Annotated in this window: 25 protein-coding genes and 1 tRNA gene; 19 read left to right on the forward strand and 7 right to left on the reverse strand. The window is 70.3% G+C overall.

Going from position 1 to position 22,392, the window contains the following annotated elements:
• Positions 1 to 22 precede the first annotated feature (22 nt).
• From B1L11_RS32140 to B1L11_RS32155, 4 genes are all read right to left on the reverse strand, one after another.
• Complete coding sequence (locus tag B1L11_RS32140; protein WP_079319138.1) at positions 23 to 1,900, reverse strand: acyl-CoA dehydrogenase family protein; 1,878 nt, start codon at positions 1,898 to 1,900, stop codon at positions 23 to 25.
• Positions 1,901 to 1,940: 40 nt separating this feature from the next.
• The gene (locus B1L11_RS32145; protein ID WP_079319139.1) at positions 1,941 to 3,326 is read right to left on the reverse strand and encodes a cell wall metabolism sensor histidine kinase WalK; all 1,386 of its coding nucleotides are present in this window, start codon (positions 3,324 to 3,326) and stop codon (positions 1,941 to 1,943) included.
• A 10-nt stretch (positions 3,327 to 3,336) separates the two neighbouring features.
• Positions 3,337 to 4,035, reverse strand: a complete 699-nt coding sequence (locus B1L11_RS32150; RefSeq protein WP_079319140.1) for a response regulator transcription factor — start codon at positions 4,033 to 4,035, stop codon at positions 3,337 to 3,339.
• 76 nt (positions 4,036 to 4,111) lie between these two features.
• Complete coding sequence (locus B1L11_RS32155; RefSeq protein WP_079319141.1) at positions 4,112 to 4,843, reverse strand: methyltransferase; 732 nt, start codon at positions 4,841 to 4,843, stop codon at positions 4,112 to 4,114.
• 223 nt (positions 4,844 to 5,066) lie between these two features.
• On the opposite strand from B1L11_RS32155, the gene B1L11_RS32160 reads away from it, so the two are divergent.
• Entirely contained in the window at positions 5,067 to 5,609 is a 543-nt protein-coding gene (locus B1L11_RS32160; protein ID WP_079319142.1) for an RNA polymerase sigma factor, read from the forward strand.
• 540 nt (positions 5,610 to 6,149) lie between these two features.
• A complete protein-coding gene (locus tag B1L11_RS32165) occupies positions 6,150 to 6,338 on the forward strand; it encodes a hypothetical protein (protein WP_079319143.1) in 189 nt (62 codons plus the stop codon).
• A gap of 9 nt (positions 6,339 to 6,347) precedes the next feature.
• On the opposite strand, the gene B1L11_RS32170 is transcribed toward B1L11_RS32165, so the two are convergent.
• Complete coding sequence (locus B1L11_RS32170) at positions 6,348 to 7,367, reverse strand: adenosine deaminase (protein ID WP_079319159.1); 1,020 nt, start codon at positions 7,365 to 7,367, stop codon at positions 6,348 to 6,350.
• Between the two features lie 74 nt (positions 7,368 to 7,441).
• Here B1L11_RS32170 and B1L11_RS32175 point away from each other — a divergent pair, with 74 nt between their 5' ends.
• The 5 genes from B1L11_RS32175 to B1L11_RS32195 all read left to right on the forward strand — a co-directional run bounded on the left by B1L11_RS32175 (position 7,442) and on the right by B1L11_RS32195 (position 12,307).
• Positions 7,442 to 7,942 (forward strand): SigE family RNA polymerase sigma factor, encoded by a 501-nt coding sequence (locus B1L11_RS32175; RefSeq protein ID WP_079319144.1) that lies wholly within the window; start codon positions 7,442 to 7,444, stop codon positions 7,940 to 7,942.
• Positions 7,939 to 8,943: a PASTA domain-containing protein gene (locus B1L11_RS32180; RefSeq protein WP_079319145.1), complete on the forward strand. Its 1,005-nt coding sequence runs from the start codon at positions 7,939 to 7,941 to the stop codon at positions 8,941 to 8,943. Before B1L11_RS32175 ends, B1L11_RS32180 begins: the two co-directional genes overlap by 4 nt.
• A 229-nt stretch (positions 8,944 to 9,172) precedes the next feature.
• Complete coding sequence (locus B1L11_RS32185; protein WP_218671455.1) at positions 9,173 to 10,360, forward strand: ATP-binding protein; 1,188 nt, start codon at positions 9,173 to 9,175, stop codon at positions 10,358 to 10,360.
• Positions 10,361 to 10,422: 62 nt separating this feature from the next.
• A complete protein-coding gene (locus B1L11_RS32190; RefSeq protein ID WP_079319147.1) occupies positions 10,423 to 10,923 on the forward strand; it encodes a SigE family RNA polymerase sigma factor in 501 nt (166 codons plus the stop codon).
• Positions 10,910 to 12,307 carry a hypothetical protein gene (locus B1L11_RS32195; RefSeq protein ID WP_143737697.1) on the forward strand — a complete coding sequence of 466 codons (1,398 nt, stop codon included), beginning with the start codon at positions 10,910 to 10,912 and terminating at the stop codon, positions 12,305 to 12,307. Before B1L11_RS32190 ends, B1L11_RS32195 begins: the two co-directional genes overlap by 14 nt.
• A 98-nt stretch (positions 12,308 to 12,405) precedes the next feature.
• Here B1L11_RS32195 and B1L11_RS32200 read toward each other — a convergent pair whose 3' ends face one another.
• Entirely contained in the window at positions 12,406 to 13,611 is a 1,206-nt protein-coding gene (locus tag B1L11_RS32200; protein WP_079319149.1) for a pyridoxal phosphate-dependent aminotransferase, read from the reverse strand.
• A 235-nt stretch (positions 13,612 to 13,846) separates the two neighbouring features.
• Here B1L11_RS32200 and B1L11_RS32205 point away from each other — a divergent pair.
• From B1L11_RS32205 to B1L11_RS32230, 6 genes are all read left to right on the forward strand, one after another.
• Positions 13,847 to 13,919: transfer RNA gene (locus tag B1L11_RS32205), tRNA-Trp, on the forward strand.
• A 75-nt stretch (positions 13,920 to 13,994) separates the two neighbouring features.
• Complete coding sequence (gene secE, locus B1L11_RS32210) at positions 13,995 to 14,252, forward strand: preprotein translocase subunit SecE (protein ID WP_079319160.1); 258 nt, start codon at positions 13,995 to 13,997, stop codon at positions 14,250 to 14,252.
• Between the two features lie 55 nt (positions 14,253 to 14,307).
• Positions 14,308 to 15,090: a transcription termination/antitermination protein NusG gene (gene nusG / locus B1L11_RS32215; protein ID WP_079319150.1), complete on the forward strand. Its 783-nt coding sequence runs from the start codon at positions 14,308 to 14,310 to the stop codon at positions 15,088 to 15,090.
• A 92-nt stretch (positions 15,091 to 15,182) separates the two neighbouring features.
• On the forward strand, positions 15,183 to 15,614 hold the full coding sequence (gene rplK / locus B1L11_RS32220; protein WP_030510282.1) for a 50S ribosomal protein L11: 432 nt from the start codon (positions 15,183 to 15,185) through the stop codon (positions 15,612 to 15,614).
• A 91-nt stretch (positions 15,615 to 15,705) separates the two neighbouring features.
• Entirely contained in the window at positions 15,706 to 16,419 is a 714-nt protein-coding gene (gene rplA / locus B1L11_RS32225; protein WP_079319151.1) for a 50S ribosomal protein L1, read from the forward strand.
• Between the two features lie 128 nt (positions 16,420 to 16,547).
• A complete protein-coding gene (locus tag B1L11_RS32230; RefSeq protein WP_079319152.1) occupies positions 16,548 to 17,045 on the forward strand; it encodes a MarR family winged helix-turn-helix transcriptional regulator in 498 nt (165 codons plus the stop codon).
• 7 nt (positions 17,046 to 17,052) lie between these two features.
• Here B1L11_RS32230 and B1L11_RS32235 read toward each other — a convergent pair whose 3' ends face one another.
• The gene (locus B1L11_RS32235; protein WP_079319153.1) at positions 17,053 to 18,270 is read right to left on the reverse strand and encodes an amidohydrolase family protein; all 1,218 of its coding nucleotides are present in this window, start codon (positions 18,268 to 18,270) and stop codon (positions 17,053 to 17,055) included.
• Between the two features lie 181 nt (positions 18,271 to 18,451).
• Here B1L11_RS32235 and B1L11_RS32240 point away from each other — a divergent pair, with 181 nt between their 5' ends.
• The 6 genes from B1L11_RS32240 to B1L11_RS32265 all read left to right on the forward strand — a co-directional run.
• Entirely contained in the window at positions 18,452 to 19,297 is an 846-nt protein-coding gene (locus tag B1L11_RS32240; RefSeq protein WP_079319154.1) for a DUF1396 domain-containing protein, read from the forward strand.
• Positions 19,298 to 19,520: 223 nt separating this feature from the next.
• The gene (rplJ, locus tag B1L11_RS32245) at positions 19,521 to 20,045 is read left to right on the forward strand and encodes a 50S ribosomal protein L10 (protein ID WP_079319155.1); all 525 of its coding nucleotides are present in this window, start codon (positions 19,521 to 19,523) and stop codon (positions 20,043 to 20,045) included.
• Between the two features lie 78 nt (positions 20,046 to 20,123).
• Entirely contained in the window at positions 20,124 to 20,519 is a 396-nt protein-coding gene (gene rplL / locus B1L11_RS32250; protein WP_079319156.1) for a 50S ribosomal protein L7/L12, read from the forward strand.
• 294 nt (positions 20,520 to 20,813) lie between these two features.
• Complete coding sequence (locus tag B1L11_RS32255) at positions 20,814 to 21,203, forward strand: hypothetical protein (protein ID WP_079319157.1); 390 nt, start codon at positions 20,814 to 20,816, stop codon at positions 21,201 to 21,203.
• Positions 21,200 to 21,706 (forward strand): hypothetical protein, encoded by a 507-nt coding sequence (locus tag B1L11_RS32260; RefSeq protein ID WP_079319158.1) that lies wholly within the window; start codon positions 21,200 to 21,202, stop codon positions 21,704 to 21,706. The genes B1L11_RS32255 and B1L11_RS32260 overlap by 4 nt, the downstream gene beginning before the upstream one ends.
• Positions 21,707 to 22,126: 420 nt before the next feature.
• On the forward strand, positions 22,127 to 22,392 hold a 266-nt coding region (locus tag B1L11_RS32265; RefSeq protein ID WP_139580521.1), incomplete at its 3' end, for a hypothetical protein.

Here is a 22,392-nt window from a genome sequence, read left to right on the forward strand (position 1 = left end):
AACGAGGGCGGGGCCGTGGCGTTCAGCCGATGCGCCGGTGGACGTCCTCGAACATGGACGGCCCGGTGCGCTGGGGGGCGATCCACGGGCCCTCCAGCGAAGGATCGACGATGCCCTCCTCCAGGAACGTGTAGCGCCCGTCGAGCACCCGCCGGGCCAGCCGTACGTCCCTGGCGTCGGTGTTGTCCCACAGCCGGTCGAACAGCGCCTCGGCCCGCTGCCGGGCCTGGTGGCAGAAGGTGTCCGCCAGCTCGTACGGCTTGCGCCCGAACTCGGCCGAGTCCTCCTGGGCGCGCACGCAGACCGCGGTGATGGCGAACAGTTCGGCGCCGATGTCCACGATGCGCGACAGGAAGCCCTGCTTGTGCTCCAGTCGCGCCTGCCAGCGGGACATGCCGTAGAACGTCGACCTGGCGAGCTTGCGGCTCGTCCGCTCGACGTAGCGCAGGTGCTGGGCCAGCGGGCCGAACTCGGCGTACGACGTGGGCACCTGGCCGGGCCCGGTCACCAGGCTCGGCAGCCATCTGGCGTAGAAGGCGCCGGCGCGGGTGGCCGCCCGCCCCTTGGCCCGCAGGCCGGCCTTCGGATCGACGAGCTCGCCCGCGACCGACAGGTGCGCGTCCACCGCCTCGCGGGCGATGAGCAGGTGCATGATCTCGGTCGAGCCCTCGAAGATCCGGTTGATCCGCAGGTCGCGCAGCATCTGCTCGACGGGCACGCCTCGCTCGCCGCGGGCGTGCAGCGACTCGGCGGTCTCGTAGCCGCGTCCGCCCCTCATCTGCACCAGCTCGTCCATCAGCCGCCAGGCCATCTCCGTGCCGTACAGCTTGGCGAGCGCGGCCTCGATGCGGATGTCGTTGCGTTCGTCGTCGGCCATCCGGCTGGCGAGGTCCACAACGGACTCCAGCGCGTACGCGGTGGCGGCGATGAAGGCGACCTTGCGGGCGATGGCCTCGTGCTGGCCGACCGGCCGGCCCCACTGGACCCGTTCGCGTCCCCATTCGCGGGCGATCTTCGTCGCCCACTTCGCCGCGCCGACGCAGGTGGCCGGCAGGGAGAGACGCCCGGTGTTCAGCGTGGTCAAAGCGATCTTCAGGCCCTGGCCCTCGCGGCCGATCAGGTTCTCCACCGGCACGCGCACCTGGTGGAAGCGGGTGACGCCGTTCTCGATGCCGCGCAGGCCCATGAACTGGTTGCGGTGCTCGACGGTGATGCCGGGGGAGTCGGCCTCGACCACGAAGGCCGAGATCTTGGCGCCGGTCCTGGCCATCACGACCAGCAGGTCGGCCACCACGCCGTTGGTCGTCCACAGCTTGACGCCGTTGATCACGTACGCGTCGCCGTCGCGGACGGCGGTCGTGGACAGCCGGGCGGGGTCGGAGCCGACGTCCGGCTCGGTCAGCAGGAAGGCGGAGATCTCGCCCCGGGCGCAGCGGGGCAGGAAGCGGCGCTTCTGCTCGGGGGTGCCGAACAGCCGCAGCGGCTGCGGAACCCCGATGGACTGATGGGCCGACAGCAGCGCGCTGAGCGCGGGAGAGCACGACGTGACGAGTTCCAGCGCCCGGCAGTAGTACAGGTGGCTCAGCCCCAGCCCGCCGTACTCCTCCTCGGTGGTCATGCCGAACGCCCCGATCGCCGCCAGGCCCTTGATCACCTCGTCCGGAATCACGGCGGTGCGCTCGATGAGCGCGGGATCGACCTTTTCCTGCAGGAACGCCCGCAGGGCGCGCAGGAAGTCGTCGCCCTTCTTGATCTCCTCCTCGGTGAGGCGGGGGGCGGGGTGCACGAGGTCCAGCCGGAAGTCCCCGAGGAAGAGCTGCTTGCCGAAGCTCGGGCGGGTCCACTCCGTCTCGCGCGCCTGCTCGGCCACCTCCCTGGCCTTGGCGTAATCGGTCGTCATCGTCGACCTCCTCGGCGGTGAAACGAGCTGTGCTCGTTAACTACCCGCCAGTAGCCTCTTGCATCGCAGGGAGCGCGATGTGTACGGCCGTCCCTTCGCCGGGGGAGGAGACGATCCGGCACCGGCCGCCGTGCGCCTCCACGATGGCCTTCACGATCGACAGGCCGAGCCCCGCCCCGCCGGACAGGTGGTCCTCTCCGCGCTGGAAGCGGTCGAAGGCGCGTTCGGCCTGCTCCGGGCTCATCCCCGGCCCGGTGTCGCGCACCTCGATCGTCACCGACTGCGGGGCGCGCAGCAGCCGTACGGTGGCCCGGGTTCCCTCGGGCGTGTGCTCCCGCACGTTGCCGAGCAGGTTGACGAGCACCTGGCGGACCCTGGCCTCGTCCACGGTCGCGACCAGGGACGCCGGCGCCTCCACCGTCACGGGATGGGCGGGGTCGAGAGCGGCCGAGTCGGCGGCCACCTCACGGGCCATCTCGGCCAGGTCGGTCTCGTCGAGCGCGAGGGTGGCGCCCCGGTCGAGCCGGGCGAGTTCCAGCATCTCGCCCACCAGGCGGCCCATGCGGTTGGCCTCGGCCTCGATCCGTCCCATGATCTTGGGCATGTCCTCGGACGGGATCGCCCCGGCCCGGTACAGCTCCGCGTACCCGGAGATGGTCGACAGCGGGGTGCGCAACTCGTGGGAGGCGTCGGCGGCGAAGCGCCGCACGCGGTCCTCCGACGCCTGGCGGTCGCGGAAGGCGTCGGCGATCCGGTCGAGCATGAGGTTGATCGCGGCGCCGAGCCTGCCGACCTCCGACGGCCCCTCGGGCATCCGGGCCGACAGGTCGCCGCCCTCGGCCACGAGGTGCGCGGTCCGCGCCATCTTGCCGAGCGGCGCCAGGCCGCCGGCGATCAGCAGCCGGCCGCCCGCGGCCAGCAGCAGAATCAACACCCCGCCGGTCGCCAGTTCGCTGATCAGGAGGTGGCGCACCGGATCGTCGACCGCGTCCAGGGGCACCGCGATGACCGTCAGCCGCAGGCCGCTCGGCGACAGGGCCGCGGCCGCGAGCAGGTCGTGCCCGCCGCTCGGGTCGAGGTCGAAGGTGCGGCCCTGCGCGGCGTACGCCAGCAGCCTGTCCTTGCCCAGCGCCTCGGCCAGGCTGGGGACGGCCCCGGCCTCGTCTGCGTCGCCGCCGACCAGACGCGCGTGTCCGGCCGACAGGTTGTAGACGGCGACGGCGTAGGTGGAGCCCGTCAGGGCCTGGTCGAGCGGGTCCCCCTCGACCACCCGGCGCGCCGCCGTGACGGTCGCCGCCACCACCTGCCCCTCCAGCCGCGTACGCAGGTGCCCACGCAGGACGACGACGCTGACGAGGGAGAACACGACGAGCAGGACCGCGCTCACCCCGAGCAGCCCGGCGAGCAGGCGCGTCCTGAGCGACATCACGGGTCCGTCACATGTCCTGGGGCGGGCGCAACGAGTATCCGATGCCGCGCTGGGTGTGGATCAGCGGCGGGCCGAGCGGGTCGAGCTTGCGGCGCAGGTAGGAGATGTAGGTCTCCAGCACCTGCGAACTCCCGCCGTAGCCCCAGACCTCCTCGAGCAGGCGCCGCTTGGTGAGCACCAGACCGGCGTTGGCCATGAGGAAGGCCAGGAGGCGGAACTCGGTCGGCGACAGGTCCACGGGGACGCCGCCGCGCCGCACCTCCCAGCGCGCCTCGTCGAGCTCCAGGTCGGCGACTCGGAGGATCGGCCCGTGCGCCCGATCGGCCGCCTCCGGCACCGTCGTACGGCGCAGCACGGCGCGGATCCGCGCGACCAGCGCCTCGACGGAGAAGGGTTTGGTGACGTAGTCGTCCCCGCCGAGGGTCAGCCCGCGCACGGTGTCGGCGACCGCGTCGCGGGCGGTGAGGAAGATCACGGGAGGGTGCACGCCGTCGGCCCGGATCCGCCGGCACACCTCGAAGCCGTCGATGTCGGGCAGCATGACGTCGAGGACGACCAGGTCGGGCTGGTTCCTCAGCACCTCGCCGAGCGCCGCGGCTCCCGTGCCCACGGCCGTCACCCGGAAGCCGTGGAACCTGAGGGCGACTTCCACGATGTCCCGGATGTTTGGCTCGTCCTCGACGACGAGGATCCTGGTTTCACTCATGGGGGACCCATTGTGCAGGTAGGAGGCATTTGTCGCACAATTCGGGTCTCCGGGCCGCTCCGGCGGCCCTCGCGCGTCAGCGCGGGACGCGGGCCACGCAGAACACGGTCTGGCCGAACGGCGGGCGGACGAACCGCTCGATGAGCCGGGTCATCGGCACGACGGTGCGGTCGTAGATCTTGACGAGCCGGGGGTCGGGGTAGCCCACGCCGCCCCGCCGCACCGCCGCCCACCAGGCGATGCCGCCGAGGAAGTTGATCGGCTTGAGCACCTGGACGTCGAGGCCGGCGTCGGTGACCGTCTTACGCAGCGTGGCGGGGGTGTAGCGGGTGACGTGCCCCACCTTGCGGTCGAAGTCCCCGTAGAGCTGCATGTAGCCGGGCACCCAGATGACGATCCGGCCGCCGGGGACGGTCACCCTGGCCAGCGATCGCAGCGCCTCGGCGTCCTCCTCGATGTGCTCGAGGACGTTCATCATCACGACGGTGTCGACCGGGTCGGCCAGGGGGATCTCGGTCGGCAGGCCGAACTGGAGCACCGACACGTCGTCGCGGTCGGCGAACCTCCTGCGCAGTTGCTCCACGCAGTAGGGATCGAAGTCGCTCACCACGAGCCTGTCCAGGCGCGGCAGGAACTGCTCGGCGAAGTGCCCGAGCCCCGAGCCGATCTCCAGGAGCGACCGACCGACGTGCGGCGCGACCATGTCGAACTCGTACTGCCGGTAGTTCTTGGCCTCGTCGCCGCCGAGGTGGTTCTCCAGAGCCTCGTCCCCGGCCGCCGGCTGGACTACTCGGTCATACCCAGACATAGGATCCTCGATCTGCACGCTGACGGTCGTGGAAAGTGTAGTGCCCGCCTCATCGGCGGGTGTCCGCTTCGCCGGAGGGGCCGCCAATGAGGGCTTCGGGCGGCACCGTTCTTTCGGCGGCACTGTCTCTTCAGGCGGCACTGTTCTTCGGACAGCACTGTGGACGGGATGCCCGCCTGATCGTAGGCTTCACCTCCGTCCCGATGCCCCCCGATTGCCCCTGATGGACGACGACGAGGCAGTGACCCGCGCCCTGGCCGGTGACCTTGACGCCTACGAGGTGCTGGTCACCCGATACAGCGCGCTCGCCCACCGTACGGCGAGTCTGCTCGGCGCGGCCGACGAGGCGGAGGACGTCGTCCAGGAGGCGTTCGTCAAGGCGTTCCGCCACCTCGGAAGCTTCCGCCGGGGCTCGGCCTTCCGCCCCTGGCTGCTGCGCATCGTGGCCAACGAGACCCACGACCTCACCCGGTCGCGCGGCCGCCGCTCCGACCTCGCCGTACGGCTGGGCCGCGAGCGGGAGCCGTACGGACCGGAGGACCCGGAGGGCGTGGCCGTGGACGCCGACGGCAGGAGTCGCCTGCTGGAGGCCGTACGCGCGCTGCCCGAACGGGAACGCGAAGCCGTGGTCTGCCGGTATTTCCTGCAGTTGTCCGAGGCGGAGACGGCCGAGGTGCTCGGCGTGCGGCTCGGCACGGTGAAGTCGCGGACCTTCCGGGCCCTGCGGCGCCTGCGGGAGGAGGTGGGCCGTGAGCACCTCGGATGACGACGCGATCGCACCGGAGGACCTTGAGTCGCGGCTGCGGGCCCTCGGCGCCGACCTGGCCGTGCCCCCCGCGCCGCCTCCCGCCGACGTGGCGCGTGCCGTACGCGCCCGCCTCGGGGACGGCCGAACTCGGGAACGTCGGGAACACCGGACATGGCGGCCGTCGCCGCGCGTGGCGGCAGCGGCGGTGGCGGTGCTGATGGCCGTGCTGCTCGGGGCCACCCCGCAGGGCCGGGCCGCGGTCGTGTCGGTGCTGCGCTTCGCCGGCGTCGAGATCCACGTCGGCGGGGCCGGGCCGCTGCCCACGGGAGTGCCGAGCCCGTTGCCCGGCGAGCGCCGGGTGACGCTGGAGGAGGCGCGGCGGACCGCCCGCTTCCCCATCGCCGTGCCGTCCGCGCTCGGCGAGCCGGCCGACGTCCGCCTCGCCGACGGTGGGCCGGGTGGTGACACTCCTGTGGCCGGGCGTCCGGCTCGACGAGTTCGACGGGCACGCTGGGCGTCGTCTGGCGCAAGGAACTCGGAGAACCGTTCCCGGAGCAGGTGGGCGCCGTCGGCGGCTGGTGGATACAGCAGCCCCACGGGGTGTCGTACGTCCCGTCGGGCGGCGGCGCGCCGCGCGAGGAACGCGTGGCCGGGCCGACGCTCATCTGGCAGCACAGGCTGGTCGGGCTGCGGCTGGAGGGACCGGACCGCGCCGAGGCGGTGCGGATCGCCTCCTCGGTCCGATGAACCGCAGACTCACTCGGGGGAGGCGAGCCAGGCGTCGATCTCGCTCAGCAACTCCTTCTTGACCGCGTCGGGCGCCGTCGACGACCGGATCGACTGCCGGGCGAGTTCGGCGATCTCCGCGTCGGAGAAGCCGTAGACGTCCCTCGCGAGCTCGTACTGCGGCAGCAGCCGGGCGCCGAACAACAGTGGGTCGTCGGCGCCGAGGGCGATCGGCACCCCGGCCTCGAACAGCCGGCGCAGCGGCACGTCCTCGGGGCGTTCCGCCACCCCGAGACCCACGTTGGACAGCGGGCACACCTCGCAGGTGATCTGCCGGTCGGCCAGCCGCTCCATCAGGCGGGGCGACTCGGCCGCGCGCACCCCGTGACCGATCCGGTCGGCGCCCAGGTCGTCGAGGCACTCGGCCACGCTCGCCGCGCCCAGCAGCTCGCCGCCGTGCGGCACCGCGAGCAGCCCCGCGCGCCTGGCGATGCGGAAGGCGTGCTCGAAGTCCCTGGCCCTGCCGCGCCGCTCGTCGTTCGACAGGCCGAAACCCACCACACCCTTACCCTCGTAGTGCGCCGCCAGGCGGGCCAGCGTCCTGGCGTCGAGCGTGTGCCGGGTGCGGTTGGCGGCCACGATCACCGCCATGCCGATCCCGGCCTCCCTGGCCGCCTTCTCCGTCGCGTCGAGGACGAGTTCGAGGGTCTCGGTCAGCCCGCCGAAACGCTGGGCGTACCCGGACGGGTCGACCTGGATCTCCAGCCAGCGCGACCCCTCCCGGGCCTCGTCCTCGGCGGCCTCGCGCACCAGCCGGTAGACGTCCTCGGGCCGGCGCAGCACCGACCGCGCGATGTCGTACAGCCGCTGGAACCTGAACCAGCCGCGCTCGTCGGTCGCCCGCAGTTTCGGCGGCCAGTCCTCCACCAGCGCGTCGGGAAGGTGGACGCCCTGCTCCCGGGCGAGCTCGATCAGCGTCGAATGCCGCATCGAGCCGGTGAAGTGCAGGTGCAGATGTGCTTTGGGGAGCGTGTCTAGTGGACGTGCCATCTCCATATGTTGCCGCATGCCGCTCTCAACCCGTCGCCGGGTTGGCGCGTTGGGGAGGGACGAAAGGGGAGCTCATGACCGAAGAAGACGAGGCGGCCTTCGACGAGTTCCTGGCCGCGCGCAGCACCGCCCTCCTGCGCACCGCGATCCTGGTCTGCGGGGCCTCGGCGTCCGACGCCGAGGACATGGTCCAGAACGCGCTGGAGAAGGTCTACCGGCACTGGCCGCGCATCCGGCACGACAACCCCGAGGCGTACGCGCGCCGGGTCGTGGTGAACGGCGCGATCAGCAAGGCCAGGCGGCGCAAGGTGCTTCAGGAGATCACCTTCGCCCAGCCGCCGGAGACGCCCGTGGAGTCGCCCGACCTCGGCCTGCGGGACGTGCTCGTCACCGAACTCAGGAAGCTGCCGGCCCGGATGCGGGCCGTACTGGTCCTGCGCTACTGGGAGGACCTGTCGGAGGCCGAGACCGCGGCGCTGCTCGGCTGCTCGGTCGGCACCGTCAAGAGCCAGGCCGCCCGAGGCCTGGCACGCGTGCGCGCACGCATGGAGAACCTGGAAGGAGCGTCCGCATGAACGTCGAAGAGGCGCTGAGGGAAGCCATGGCCGCTCAGGTCGCCGGCGTGCACGCATCGCCGTCGCTGGGCCAGGCCGTCCGGCGGCGCAACCGCCGCCACGTCGTCAGGTTTCGTACGGCGGGCGCGGCCGTGCTCACCGCGGCGGTCGCCGTGGGCGTGCCCGTGGCGCTGACCGCCCGGCCCGACACCGTCCCGGCCGTCGGCAGCCTCGCCGGGACCGGCGCCACCGGTTCGGGGGCCCCGGCCGCGTCCGCGTCCGCGCCCGGCTCCGGCGACACGGTCGCCGTGCCGGGAGGGGTCGTCCCCGATGTGGTCGGCAAGAGCGCCGCGGAGGTCAACGCCCTCCTGAAGGAGGCCGGCTACACGGTGAGAGCCACGAAGGTCGTCACCGACGAGGCCCCGGCGGGGACGGTCTTCGCCCAGATGCCGCAGCCCGGGACGGCCGCTCCCGCAGGGGCGGCGGTCACGATCACGATCGCCACGACGGCCGACCCGGCCCCCACCACCTCGGCGGGCCCCGAGGACCCGCGGATGCCCCAGGACCTCGGCGACCTGGGGGACGGCCGAACGCTCGGCGGCGTGCACGTCGGCTACCTGCCCGAGGGGCTCGAATGGGGCAAGTGGTCCGGCAAGGACGGATTCGGCAAGCGGAGCTACACCACGAGCTGGGTGGAGCCCGGGCTGGAACCCGGCATGTACAGCGTCCAGATGATCGTCTATCGGAAGGATGCCGCGAGCGTGCTGACCAAGCGCATGCAGGGCTACGCCGCGCAGGGCGCCAAGCCGATCGAGGCCGGCGGCAGGAAGGCGTACCTGGTGAGCCTGTCGGAGGGCGGCGACCAGATCAACGACGGGGGCACCCGGACGATCGTGTGGACGCTCGCCCCCGGCGTCGGGGTCGAGGTCATGATCAGCCCTGACTACGCGGCCAAGCTCGGCGAGGCCGCGGCCGACAAGGAGCTCGAGAAGATCGCCGCCGGAGTCGCCCTGGACAAGTGACACCGGTCCGTCCCACGCCTCCGCGCCCGCTTCCGGGCCCGGAGGCCCCGGCCGTACCGGCTCCCCGCAGTGGGTCATCCTTGGGCGCGGCGTTTTTGTCATCAGCGACCGCACGTAGTTGGCAGCAGGTGCGTGCATTTATTGGCAGTAGCTGCGTTGCAAAGTTGGCAATACATGGGGGCGATACGGGATGGAGCAGGTCGGCAGACGGCTCAGAGCATTCCGCGTTGTGATCGTCACGGGCCCGCGCCAGTGCGGGAAGACCACGTTGGTACGCCAGATCCTGACAGACAATCCCGGCACCTTCCGCAGCCTGGACGACGACAGCAGGACCCTGGCCGCCGCCCTCGTCGATCCTGTGGGGTTCGCCCAATACGGAACACCACCCAGGGCCATCGATGAGATCCAGTTCGGCGGCGACGCCCTCGTACGGGCGATCAAGTTGCACGTGGACCGCGACTCCGAGCCGGGGCAGTACCTACTGACTGGTTCTGCCGACTTCCTCACGGTCCCGGGCCTTTCGGAGTCTCTCGCGGGGCGGGCCGTGCTCCTCGGCCTTTGGCCCTTCTCGCAAGGAGAACTGCACGGAACGCCGGATGGCTTTGTCGACATCGCCTTCAAGGATCCCGGGAGTCTGCGCGAAGGGACGGTGTCCAGGTTCGGGCCGCGCGATTATTTGGGGCTCCTTTGCGCCGGCGGGTACCCCGAAGCGGTCAATCTGGATGCGGAGGATCGCGGGCTGTGGTTCGACAGCCTCATTCAAACGATCATGCAGCGAGACGTGGCCGACCTCACGGGGGCCAGGCGCGCGTCAGAGCTACCCCGTCTTCTGGCGATCCTGGCCGCGCGAACCGCCAACGAGCTCGTCGTCTCCCAGATCAACGCCGATTTCGGGCTCGCCAGGCACACGACGGAGGACTACATCGGGTTCCTCCGGATGACCAATCTCATCAGGGAAGTGCCGGCATGGGCGGGCAGCCACGCCACCCGCGCGAAGCGCCGCTCGAAGGTCCACCTGACCGATACCGGCCTGGCGAGCCATCTGCTCGGCGCGGACGCCGAGGCCCTGCTGAAGCCGGAGGACCGCCGCAGGGGCCCGCTGACGGAGACCTTCGTGGTCAACGAGCTGCGCAAACAGCTGAGCTGGTCGAAGACACGGGCGGAGCTGCTGCATTTCCGCGACCACAGCAAGGAGATCGACGTCATCCTCGAGACACCCGACGGGCGCGTCGTGGCTCTGGAGGTCAAGTCGGGCCTGACCGTGGACGCGGGGAGTTTCCGCCATCTCGCCGCGATGCGCGACCGGCTCGGCGACGCGTTCGTGCACGGTTACGTGGTGAGCTTCGCGGACACGCCGCTGCCCTTCGGGGATCGGCTCACATCCGTACCGATCTCTTACCTCTGGGAAGCGGGATGAACAAAGGGCAACCTTCCGCGGTGGCCGAGCGTACGTGTGGGCATGAGACTGGATGAAAGCGCGTGAGACCCCCGGACGGGTTCGCTGAGTTCGTCGCGGCCCGTGGCACGAGCCTGCTCCGCACAGCCCATCTCACCTGTGGCGCTTCCGACGACGCCGAGGACGTGCTGCAGGCGGCGCTGGAGCGAGCCTGCCGTAACTGGCACAGGTTACGCAGGGACGCCGACCCGGAGCCGTACGTGCGGCGGATCATCGTCAACCTCGCGATCAGCCGGGCGAGGCGCCGTGCCCTTCTGCGGATCATCCCGACCCATTCGCCGCCGGAGACGCCTGCGCCGCGCGCCGACGTCGAGTTGCGTCAGGTGCTCATGGACGGCCTGCGGGCCCTGCCCCCGCGTCAGCGGGCCGCGGTCGTCCTCCGGTTCTGGGAGGACATGACGGAGGCGCAGACCGCGAAGGTGCTCGGGTGCTCGGTGGGCACCGTCAAGAGCCAGACCGCCAAAGCCCTCGTACGGCTGCGCCGGCTGCTGGGCGCGGAGGTGATCGACGATGTCAGAGCTTGAGAGCGCGCTGCGCCGGGCCATGGCGGACGAGACGGTCGGTATGGCGATCGCGCCGGACCTGGTCGATCGGGTCGTGTGGCGCTCGGACCGCGTGCGCCGCACGCGCCTGCGACTGGTCGCCGTCGTCGCCGCGGTCTTGGTCGCGGCCGGAGCGGTGCCCGCCTACGTCGCGCTCGTCCCCCGGCATCAGATCTCCACGGGCAAGGCGCTCGCCGAGGTCGGAGGCGTCGAGGTCGGCTACCTCCCGCAGGGGTTCGGCGGCCGTCCGGAGCACATCGAGGTGAAGGCCGGTCCGCTGTCCGGCGAGGCGTTGCGGTGGCGTGGCGACGATGGGTTCGTCCAGGTTGGCGTCTACCGGACCGGCCGGCGCTTGGAGGATGCCCTCGACCTCCTCGCCCTGAACTTGGGGCCGGTGGCGAGCGAGCCGGCGAAGGGAAGCGACCCCGTCGCGTTCTCCGACACCGACGAGATGTGGGTGCCGGAGCCGGGCGTGGCGCTCCGGGTCACGATGTCTGCCTCCCTGAAGGGCGAGCTCGGCAAGATCGCCGAGGGGCTGAGCGTGGCCTGGAACGGCGACACGGGCGGCATGCGGGTGACGTACCTGCCATCCGGGCTGCGTGCCACCGGGCGGGCGGGCCTGCAGCTCGGCGGTATCGGCCGCTCCTGGTCCGACGGCACGCGGAACGTGACGGTGGAGGTCGTGCACGGCCGCGAGGCGCTCGACCTGGACAGGCTTCGCCACGTTCCCTGGCCGACGAACGAGACCCTGTTCGACGTGCAGCGCGTCTCCGTCGGTTCGGCCGCGGCCCTGAAGGGCTCCGTCAGCTCGCCCGACCGCCGCATGGACAAGGGCTGCATGGTGCTGTGGGTCGTACGGCCCGGCGTAGGTGTGCGCATCTGGGCGACGACCTCGCTGGCCGGCGAGCTGCTGAGGATCGCGGAAGGTGTCGAGGAGGTGGCCGCGGGCACCGCCGCCTCAGTGGACGGGATCGGCGTCCTCGCGAACCTTGGGAAGTCGTCGGGCGGCGACAGCATGATGGGCCACGAATGGTCGGGGACCACCAGGTTCTGGGGCGGCAGGCCGGGCGAGGGCCCGTACGTCGCCGTGTCCGTCTACCGCGGGTTGGAGGTGGAGACCCGCGGATGGCTCCGGCAGATCTCCTCGGCGAAGTTCCGGGGCGCGTCCGTGGGCGGTGTCGACGGCACTTTGCTCACCTGGGAGGACCCGCCGCGAAGCGGAGCGGGGCCGCTGTCCGGCCGGACCTTCCTGTGGCATCCCGAGGTCGGCCTCGCCCTCGCGGCGACCGTCGTCGCCGACCCGGCCGACTCGGCGCGGGCCGTGGACGACCTGGCACACCTGGTCCGGAGCCTGCGGGTGCCCTGAACGACGGTCGAAAGAGTCCGGGCATGCATGCGAGGGGCCCGGGCGCACTCCTGCGCCCGGGCCCCTCGACGACACTCAGCGCGTTTCGCGCCTTGGTTTCAGTGCGCCTCGGCCAGGAGCTTGGCCACCCGGCTGACGCCCTCGACCAGGTCGTCGTCGCCGAGCGCGTACGACAGGCGGAAGTAGCCCGGGGTGCCGAACGCTTCGCCGGGCACCAGCGCGACCTCGGCCTCCTCCAGGATGAGCTCGGCCAGCTCGGCCGAGGTCTGCGGGCGCTTGCCGCGGATCTCCTTGCCCAGCAGCGCCTTGACCGACGGGTACGCGTAGAACGCGCCGAACGGCTCGGGGCAGACCACGCCGGGGATCTCGTTGAGCATCCGGACCATGGTCTGGCGGCGCCGGTCGAACGCCGCGCGCATCTGGGCGACGGCGGACAGGTCGCCGGAGACGGCGGCGAGCGCGGCGGCCTGGGCGACGTTGGAGACGTTGGAGGTGGCGTGGGACTGCAGGTTCGTCGCCGCCTTGACCACGTCGGACGGGCCGATCAGCCAGCCCACCCGCCAGCCGGTCATCGCGTACGTCTTGGCCACGCCGTTCAGCACGACGACCCGGTCGCGCAGCTCGGGCACGGCGGTGGCGATGCTGGAGAACTTCGCCTCGCCGTAGACCAGGTGCTCGTAGATCTCGTCGGTCACGACCCACAGGCCCTTGTCCAGCGCCCAGCGGCCGATCTCCTCGACCTGGGCGGGGGAGTAGACGGCCCCCGTCGGGTTGGACGGCGAGACGAACAGCAGCACCTTGGTGCGGTCGGTCAGCTTCTCCTCGAGCTGCTCGACCGAGGCCAGGTAGCCGGTCGTCTCGTCGGTGACCACGTCGACCTGGACGCCGCCCGCGAGCTTGATCGCCTCCGGGTACGTCGTCCAGTAGGGCGCCACGACCAGGACCTCGTCACCGGGGTCGAGCAGCGTGGCGAACGCCTCGTAGACCGCCTGCTTGCCGCCGTTGGTCACCAGAACCTGGGCGGCCTCGACCTGGAACCCGCTGTCGCGCAGCGTCTTTTCGGCGATCGCCTGCTTGAGCTCGGGCAGGCCCCCGGCCGGCGTGTACTTGTGGAACCTGGGGTTCCGGCACGCCTCGACGGCCGCCTCGACAATGTAGTCGGGCGTGGGGAAGTCAGGCTCGCCGGCGCCGAAGCCGATGACCGGGCGACCGGCCGCCTTCATCGCCTTGGCCTTGGCGTCCACGGCCAGAGTCGCGGACTCGGAGATCGCGGATATACGTGCGGAGATGCGAGGTCGGGTCATGCCTCCATCGTTCCAGACGCGCCACGCGGTTTCGTCTCCATATCCAGGATGCGGACGGGTTCGCACGGTAGCTTTAGACCACACACGAACGGCACCCGGGCCGCCTCCGGGCGGTGCGGCGACCATGTGGTTCGACGGAGTGGTGAATCCCGCGTACACTTCACCGACTAGTGGGCCACGTGAACGGCGCGACGGACGCTTCAGTGCGTTTCTCGGGTATGGTGGTGCACGGCTTAGGGCACTAGCGCAATTGGTAGCGCACCGGTCTCCAAAACCGGCGGTTGGGGGTTCGAGTCCCTCGTGCCCTGCGGAGTGCGGTCCGCGCAACAATGGCGTGAAAGCGCGCCGCAACTGCGACGGACACGACGGATCAGGTGAGGACTGTGGCGATCGACACCCGCGGTGAGACCGCTGGCAAGCCAGGCAAGCCGACCAGTGAGAAGAAGGCAAAGCGCACCTCGCCCGCTCTGTTCTACCGGCAGGTCGTCGCCGAGCTGCGCAAGGTCATCTGGCCCCGGCGCAATGACCTGATCTCGTACACCATAGTTGTCCTGGTCTTCGTTGTGATCATGGTTGGGCTCGTGTTCGGGATCGATACGCTGCTGGGTAAGGCAGTGCTCTGGCTCTTCGGCGGATCCTGATCCCGCCCGAGACGTCACAGCACGTCAAGACACCAAGCGAAGAAGGAAGAGTCCCGTGTCCGAGTCCCCGATGCCGGCCGACCGCTCCCATGACGAGCATGACGAGTGGGGCACCGAGCAGGACGAGGCCGTAGCAGAGGTCGAGGAGACCGAGGAGACCACGGTCGCCGATTCAGACGGCGGTGACGGCGGCGAAGACTCGGCCGAGGCCGCCGCGCAGGTCGACGAGGACGGTGACGTCCTCCCGGATGTCGACCCGGTCGAGGAGTTCAAGCGTCAGCTTCGCGGCCAGTTCGGCGAGTGGTACGTCATCCACTCGTACGCCGGTTACGAGAACCGCGTGAAGCAGAACATCGAGAGCCGTATCGGGTCCCTCAACATGGAGGACTACATCTTCCAGGTCGAGGTGCCGACCCACACGATCACGGAGTTCAAGGGCGGCAAGAAGACTCCGATCAAGGAGCGCGTGCTTCCCGGTTACGTCCTGGTCCGGATGGACCTGACCGACGAGTCCTGGGCCGCGGTGCGCAACACGCCCGGTGTGACCGGCTTCGTCGGCCTGTCCAACAAGCCGAGTCCGCTGAACCTCGACGAGGTCGCCAAGCTGCTCGCCCCGGAGCCTTCCGAGGAAGTCAAGAAGGCCACGACCAAGACGACCACCGCGACCGTCGACTTCGAGGTCGGCGAGTCCGTCACGGTCATGGACGGGCCGTTCGCCACGCTGCCGGCCACGGTCAGCGAGATCAGCGCCGAGTCGCAGAAGCTCAAGGTCCTCGTCTCGATCTTCGGCCGAGAGACCCCGGTCGAGCTGTCGTTCAACCAGGTCTCGAAGATCTGACCGCCTCGCGTAGACTCGATAGCCGTCCTCACGCACGCCCTGCTTCGGCGTGCCTGAGGCTTTTGTAGGACAAAGGACCCGGAGAAGGACAAATGCCTCCAAAGAAGAAAGTCGCGGCACTGGTGAAGGTCCAGCTTCCCGCTGGACAGGCCACCCCCGCGCCGCCGGTCGGTACCGCGCTCGGTCCGCACGGCGTCAACATCATGGACTTCGTCAAGCAGTACAACGCGGCGACGGAGGCCCAGCGGGGCAACATCATCCCCGTTGAGATCACCATCTTCGAAGACCGCACCTTCACCTTCATCACGAAGACGCCGCCGGCGCCCGAGCTGATCAAGAAGGCCGCCGGTCTGCAGAAGGGCAGCGCGAACCCGCACAAGGACAAGGTGGGCAAGCTGACCCGCGAGCAGCTTCGCCAGATCGCCGAGACCAAGATGCAGGACCTCAACGCGAACGACGTCGAGGCCGCCGAGAAGATCATCGCCGGCACCGCCCGTTCCATGGGCATCACCATCGCCGACTGACTTTCAGCCGCCTCGCCTGAGGCGAGGCAGTCAAACGCAGTGGGAGGGCCGAAGCGCGGGCCCGGACCACGATCTCCACGAGGAGTACGAAGTGAAGCGCAGCAAGAACTGGAAGAACGCGGCGGCCGAGGTCGACCGTACGGCCCTGTACGCCCCGCTCGACGGTGTGCGGCTGGCCAAGAAGACCGCCACCACGAAGTTCGACGCGACCGTCGAGGTCGCCCTGCGGCTGGGCGTCGACCCGCGCAAGGCCGACCAGATGGTCCGCGGCACCGTCAACCTCCCGCACGGCACCGGCAAGACCGCCCGGGTCCTGGTCTTCGCGACCGGTGACCGTGCCGAGGAGGCCCGCGCGGCGGGCGCCGACATCGTCGGCTCCGACGAGCTGATCGACGAGGTGTCCAAGGGCCGTCTCGACTTCGACGCGGTCGTCGCCACCCCGGACATGATGGGCAAGGTCGGCCGTCTGGGCCGCGTGCTCGGCCCCCGCGGCCTCATGCCGAACCCGAAGACCGGCACCGTCACGCCCGACGTGGCCAAGGCCGTCAGCGACATCAAGGGCGGAAAGATCGAGTTCCGGGTCGACCGGCACGCGAACCTGCACTTCATCATCGGCAAGGCGTCCTTCGACGACCGTCAGCTCGTGGAGAACTACGCCGCGGCGCTGGACGAGGTGCTGCGTCTCAAGCCGTCGGCGGCCAAGGGCCGTTACCTCAAGAAGGTCACCTTCACCACGTCCATGGGCCCGGGCATCCCGGTCGACCCGAACGTGACGCGGGCGATGACCGCCGAGATCGACGCCTGAGCCGTCGCCCCGGCCGATACGACGACGGAAGCCCCCGCCCTCTCCGGGCGGGGGCTTCCGCGCGTCTTGGACGGATCGCGAGGCTTCCGTGCGTCTTCCGCTGATCAGACGGCGAATACACTCGGCGCGTGACCGAAGAGCGCAGGGATTCCGTCGATCACATCCTCGGCCAGTGGCGGCGCGAGCGGCCCGACCTGGACCTGTCGGCCATGGGGATCTTCGGTCGTGTCGCCCAGGTGACCCGGGTGGTCGAGGGAAGGGTCGAGGAGGTCCTCGACCGGCACGGCCTGCGCCCTGGGGACTTCGACGTGCTGGCCGCGCTGCGCCGTTCCGGCCCGCCGTACACGCTGATTCCGTCCGAGCTGTCGGACATGGTGATGATGTCGCGCGCCGGCATGACCAGCCGGCTCGACCGGCTGGAGGCCGCCGGGCTGGTCGAGCGCAGTCTCGATCCGGCCGACCGGCGCAGCTTCAAGATCGCCCTGTCGGAGAAGGGGCGCGAGGTCATCGACGCGACGATGACCGACCACGCGGCGAACCTCGCCCGGCTCTCTTCGGGACTGGCCCCGCAGGACGCCGCCACGCTCGACCGGTTGCTGCGCGACCTCCTGACCGCCCTCGCGTAGGCCGTACTCAGCCCCGGCTCTGCCGGACGCCGCGGCGCCAGACACCCGCGATCGCACGGGTGGCGGTGATGTCGCGGGTCGGGTCGCCGTCCACCAGCAGCAGGTCGGCGCGCATGCCCGGTGCGATCCGCCCTCGGTCGTGGAGCCCGAAGTGCCGTGCGGGGACGCTGGTGGCCGCCGCCAGCGCCTCCTCGGGCGTGAGACCGGCCTCGGTGAGGAGCGGCAGTTCGCGATGCATGCTCGCGCCGTGCAGCGGGGTGAAGAAGTTCGCGTCCGTGCCCGCCAGCAGGGGCACGCCCGCGCGGTGCAGGGCCAGGGCCGCGTGCGCGGCGTTCACCACGCCCTGGGGGTGCACGGGCACGGCGCCGGGGTCGTCGCGGACGGCCGGCCGCGCGTGGTCGGGCAGCCTTGAGGCGACCCGCTCGTCCCGGACGAGTTCCGCCCCGCCCGTCCCGCCGGTGATCGCCTCGATGTAGCTCAGCGTGCTGATCACGAACACCCCGTTGGCGGCGGCCTGCGCCGCCAGCTTCTCGACGGCGGGATCGCCGGGTCGGGCGTCGTGGACGACGTGCGCCAGGCCGTCGACTCCCGCCTCGATGGCGACGGCGGCGTCTCGCACGGTCGCCACGTGGGCGATGGCCGCCAGGCCCGCCGCGTGCCCGGCCTCGACGAGCGCGGCGACGACATCCGGGCCGAGGGCCGGCAGGTCGAGCCCCGCCGCCGAGCCGTCGTCCACGACGATTTTCAGGTAGTCGATGCCCTCCGCCAGCCGGGCCTCGACGAACGCCTTCGCCTGCCCGGCGTCGGCGATCGTGTCGAAGGGGCCCACGGCGTCGCCGAGGTGGGCGACGGCCGCGGCCTCGGCGGTCATGATCTGGCTGGGGTGGCCGTTCGGTGCGGTCGCCAGGACGCCGGCGCTGCGCAGGTCGGCCACGTCGTCCCGTTCGGCGGCGAGCCTCCGCTGCCTGGCGAGGTTGGACGGCAGGCAGAACATGTCGAGCTCCGTTGTCACCCCGAAGGCCAGCGCCTGGGCGAGCATGCCGTCGGAGACGTGGGTGTGCGCGTCGATCAGGCCGGGGAGGAGCGTCCTGCCCGTTCCGTCGACCTCGACGTCCACGCGTCGTCCGTCGTACTCGGCGACGTGGTCGTCCTCGACGAGCACGTTCGCCCGGGGGATCGTCCGTTCGCCGTCGAAGACGCGCACGTCCCGAATCAGGGTCCGCATGTCTGCTCTCTCTTCTCGTTCGATGCCAGATAGTACGAAGACTAACTATCCGCGATCAAACTACCGTGATTGTGCAGGGATTGTGTAGGGCTGATGGCGGTTTGCCCGGCTCGAACGCGCTCGTGGCGTTAGGCGCATAGGGTCAAGGGCAGGTAAAGGGGGACACGAAGGGATGGACACAATGCGACGACTACTGGTGGCCGCGGGGGCGGTGGCCGCGATCACGGTCGCGGGATGCGGGACGACCGCGACTCCGTCTCTCCAGAACGCGCAGCTCTCGGCGGCCGAGGTCATCCAGCAGACCGCGAAGAAGGCCGACGACGTCAACACCTATGCCGCGGACCTCGTGCTGAACGTGACCGACGCCAAGGGCGGTCAGGGTGGGGTCGTGCAGGGCACGATGCTCTACCAGAAGACCCCGCAGATCGCCTCCGACATCAACCTCAGCCGGGTGGCGTTCAACGGGCAGAACGTGCCCGGCGGCGTGCGGGTGATCGTCCAGGGCGACGTGGCGTACGTGAAGCTCGACATGCTCAAGACCCTGGTGGGCGCCACCAAGCCGTGGATCAGGCTCGACCTGAAGCAGCTCGGCTCGCAGGCCGGCGTGAACGTCGACCAGTACCTCGCCCAGGCCCAGCAGTTCGACCTGAAGACGAGCGTCGCCCTGCTCACGGCGTCCAAGGACGTCAAGTCGGTCGGCAGCGAGCAGGTCGGCGGGGTGGACACGACCCACTACTCGGGCTCGTTCCCGGTGGACGAGGCGGTCAAGCAGCTGCCCGAGGACCAGCGTGGCCGTCTGCAGGGCGAGATCGCGAACGCCAAGGACGTCAAGTTCGACGCCTGGATCGACGCCCAGGGACTGCCGCGCAAGGTCGAGCTGAACGGCGGCAAGCCGGACGCCGGCACGTTCAAGGCCACGGCGATGTTCAAGTCGTTCAACGAGCCGGTCTCGATCAAGGCGCCGGCCGCCGACCAGGTCGGCGAGCTGCCGCAGACGCTGCACCAGCCGTCCGGCACCGGAAGCTGATTTGGCGTCCTGCCGGTTGACAACGTAGTCTGTCTCCTGCCGAAGACCGCCGGTCGTCGCCGGGCGTACAGCCCGGTGACCGAAGGATCCACGTGAGTGGACGGCCCGCGTAGGTGTGGAGAAGCTTGAGGACGTTCGACGTCCGTCCAAGCCCCGTGCGCCTGCGCCGGGGCTTGTCTGTTTTCTGAGGGCCTTCGCCGGCGGCACATCTGGAAGGAGGCCCATGGCGAAGGCGGAGAAGAGCGTCGCGATCGCCGAGCTCAAGAGTGAGTTCGAGGGATCCAGCGCCGCCGTTCTGACCGAATACCGCGGTCTCACCGTCGCTCAGCTCAAGCAGCTGCGCGTCTCTCTCGGTGGGAATGCGAAGTTCGCCGTGGCGAAGAACACGCTTACCAAGATCGCGGCCAACAACGCCGGGATCACCGCCCTGGACGACCTGTTCCAGGGCCCGACCGCCATCGCGTTCGTCAAGGGCGACGTCGTGGAGGCGGCCAAGGGTCTGCGTGACTTCGCCAAGGCCAACCCCCTCCTGGTGATCAAGGGCGGCGTCGTCGACGGCAAGTCGATGACCCCCGACGAGATCACGAAGCTTGCCGACCTTGAGTCCCGCGAGGTGCTCCTCGCGAAGCTGGCCGGCGCACTGAAGGCCAAGCAGTCCCAGGCTGCCGCCACCTTCGCCGCGCTGCCCACCACGATGGCTCGACTGGCCGAGGCTCTGCGCGCCAAGCGCGAAGAGGCCGGCGAGTAGGTCCGCGCAGCGGACGGGGGAAGCGCGCACCGCGGTCCCTTTACACGTTTTTTGCTAGATCCACTGGAGGAACACATCATGGCGAAGCTCAGCACCGACGAGCTGCTCGAGACCTTCAAGGAGATGACCCTCCTTGAGCTGTCCGAGTTCGTGAAGGTCTTCGAGGAGACCTTCGACGTCAAGGCCGCCGCTCCGGTCGCCGTCGCCGCCGCCCCGGCCGCCGGTGGCGCCGGTGCCGCCGCCGAGGAGGCCGAGGAGCAGGACGAGTTCGACGTCATCCTCGAGGCCGCCGGCGACAAGAAGATCCAGGTCATCAAGGAGATCCGGGCCCTGACGAGCCTGGGCCTCAAGGAGGCCAAGGACCTCGTGGACGGCGCTCCGAAGCCGGTCTTCGACGGCAAGGTCAACAAGGAGCAGGCCGAGAAGGCGAAGGCCGCCCTCGAGGGTGCCGGCGCCACCGTCACCGTCAAGTAAGACGGTCTCGTAACACGCTTCACCGAAGGGGCGGGTCCATCCAGGTGCCGGATGGGACCGCCCCTTTCGCATGCCCGGAAGCCGTACGGAATCCAGACCCTATGGGCAGGGCGGGCCCGTTGATCTATCGTGCGGAATAGGATCCGCGCGACGTGAACGGGCCGAGACGACGACCGGGTGCTCAGGAGGTGCGGGGATGCGGCGCGCGCTGACCGTCGGGCTCGTCCTCCTCGTGGCCGTGCTGGCCCTTGCGGTTCAGCACTCGCCCGGGCCCGTACGGAGGCCCTCGCGGCCGTGGAGGACCGTGAGATGGCCGTACGGGCCGCGGCGGCGCACGCCGTGAGCCTCATGTCGATCGACCACCGCCGCATCGACGACGACATCAAACGCGCGCTGGCGACCTCCACGGGCCCGGAGCGGGCGCAGTACGCCGCCGGGCAGGCGGCCCTGAAGGCCGCCACGCTGAAGAACAAGGCCGTCCAGACGGGGGTCCTGCGGGCCTCCGCCCTCACCTCCCTCGACGGCGACCGGCGTGCGGCACAGGTGCTGATCGTCGGCGACGCGGTGATCCACTGGGAGGACGGCAGGAAGGCCCCTCCGGAGGAGCGCTTCTTCCGGTGGCGCATGGACGTCACGAAGGCCTCGGGCCTGTGGCTGGTCTCGCGGGCGGAGCTGGTGCAGTGAGGCGCCTGCTGCGGGCGCTGACGGTCCTCGTGGCGGCCGGGCTGGCCGTCGCCGCCGTGTGGCTGCTGCTCGACCTGCGCCGCCTCCAGGCCGCCGAGAGGGCGTCAGGGGAGGCCCTCTCGGCCGCCCGGTCCTACGCGCCGGACATGTTGTCGTACGACTACCGTACGATCGAGCGGGACATGCTGAGGGCGGGCGCGCACGCCACCGGGCAGCTGGCGGAGCACTACCGGACGCTCGCGGCGACGCTCGGCCCGCAGGCGCGCGAGCGGCGGACGGTCCAGCACGCGGTCGTGGCCGCCGCCGGCGTGGAGTCGGCGACGCCGGAAGAGGTCCGGGTGCTGCTGTTCGTGAACATGGTCACGACGCGGTCGGGCCCGGGTCAGGAGGAGCCGAAGCAGCAGGTCAGCCAGGGAAGGGCGCGCCTGGTCATGGTGACGCAGGGCGACGGCTGGCGGGCCTCCCGGCTGTCCACGCTCCTGGGTGACACGCCCGTCCCCTGAGGCCGTGGCTAAATTGTTAGTAAAGAAGACGTTTAGGCCGTGCCTGCGGCTGGGTATTCAGGGCACGGCGGCGTCGACCAACGGTCAGCGTTGGGCCGTTCGCGTGACTGAGCGTTACCCGTCTCCGGTCCCGGGTAGGGACTGGATCCCCGGCGCTCGCTCGGTCCCGAGAGCGGAAAAACCCAGCGTGACCCCTGTCGGTTAGGCGAAATGTCGGCTCTCGGGCTTGACGTTTCGGCGCTGACGGGTGATGCTGCCACCAACGTGGAGCGCAGAGCGATAGCGGAGTGGACAGGTGTATGCCGATCGGCTACACTGCCCCTTTGCGCTGCCCTTTGACGACCGTCTCTCTGAGTAACTCTTAGTCCTGGTCGTCTGGCGTGCGTGTAGTCAGTCCGCGAGCCCTCGGAAGGACATCTGTTGGCAGCCTCGCGCAACGCCTCCGCCGTACCCGCCGGTCCCCGAACCGTGTCGTTCGCACGCATCGAGGAGCCGCTCGAAGTACCCGACCTTCTCGCCCTGCAGACCGAGTCCTTCGACTGGCTGCTCGGGAACGAGAAATGGAAGGGCCGGGTTGAGGCGGCTCGCCAGGCCGGGCGCAAGGACGTCCCGGCCCAATCGGGTCTCGAAGAGATCTTCGAGGAGATCAGTCCCATCGAGGACTTCTCCGGAACCATGTCCCTGTC

This window comes from Microbispora sp. GKU 823, from assembly GCF_002027145.1.
Lineage (GTDB): Bacteria > Actinomycetota > Actinomycetes > Streptosporangiales > Streptosporangiaceae > Microbispora > Microbispora siamensis.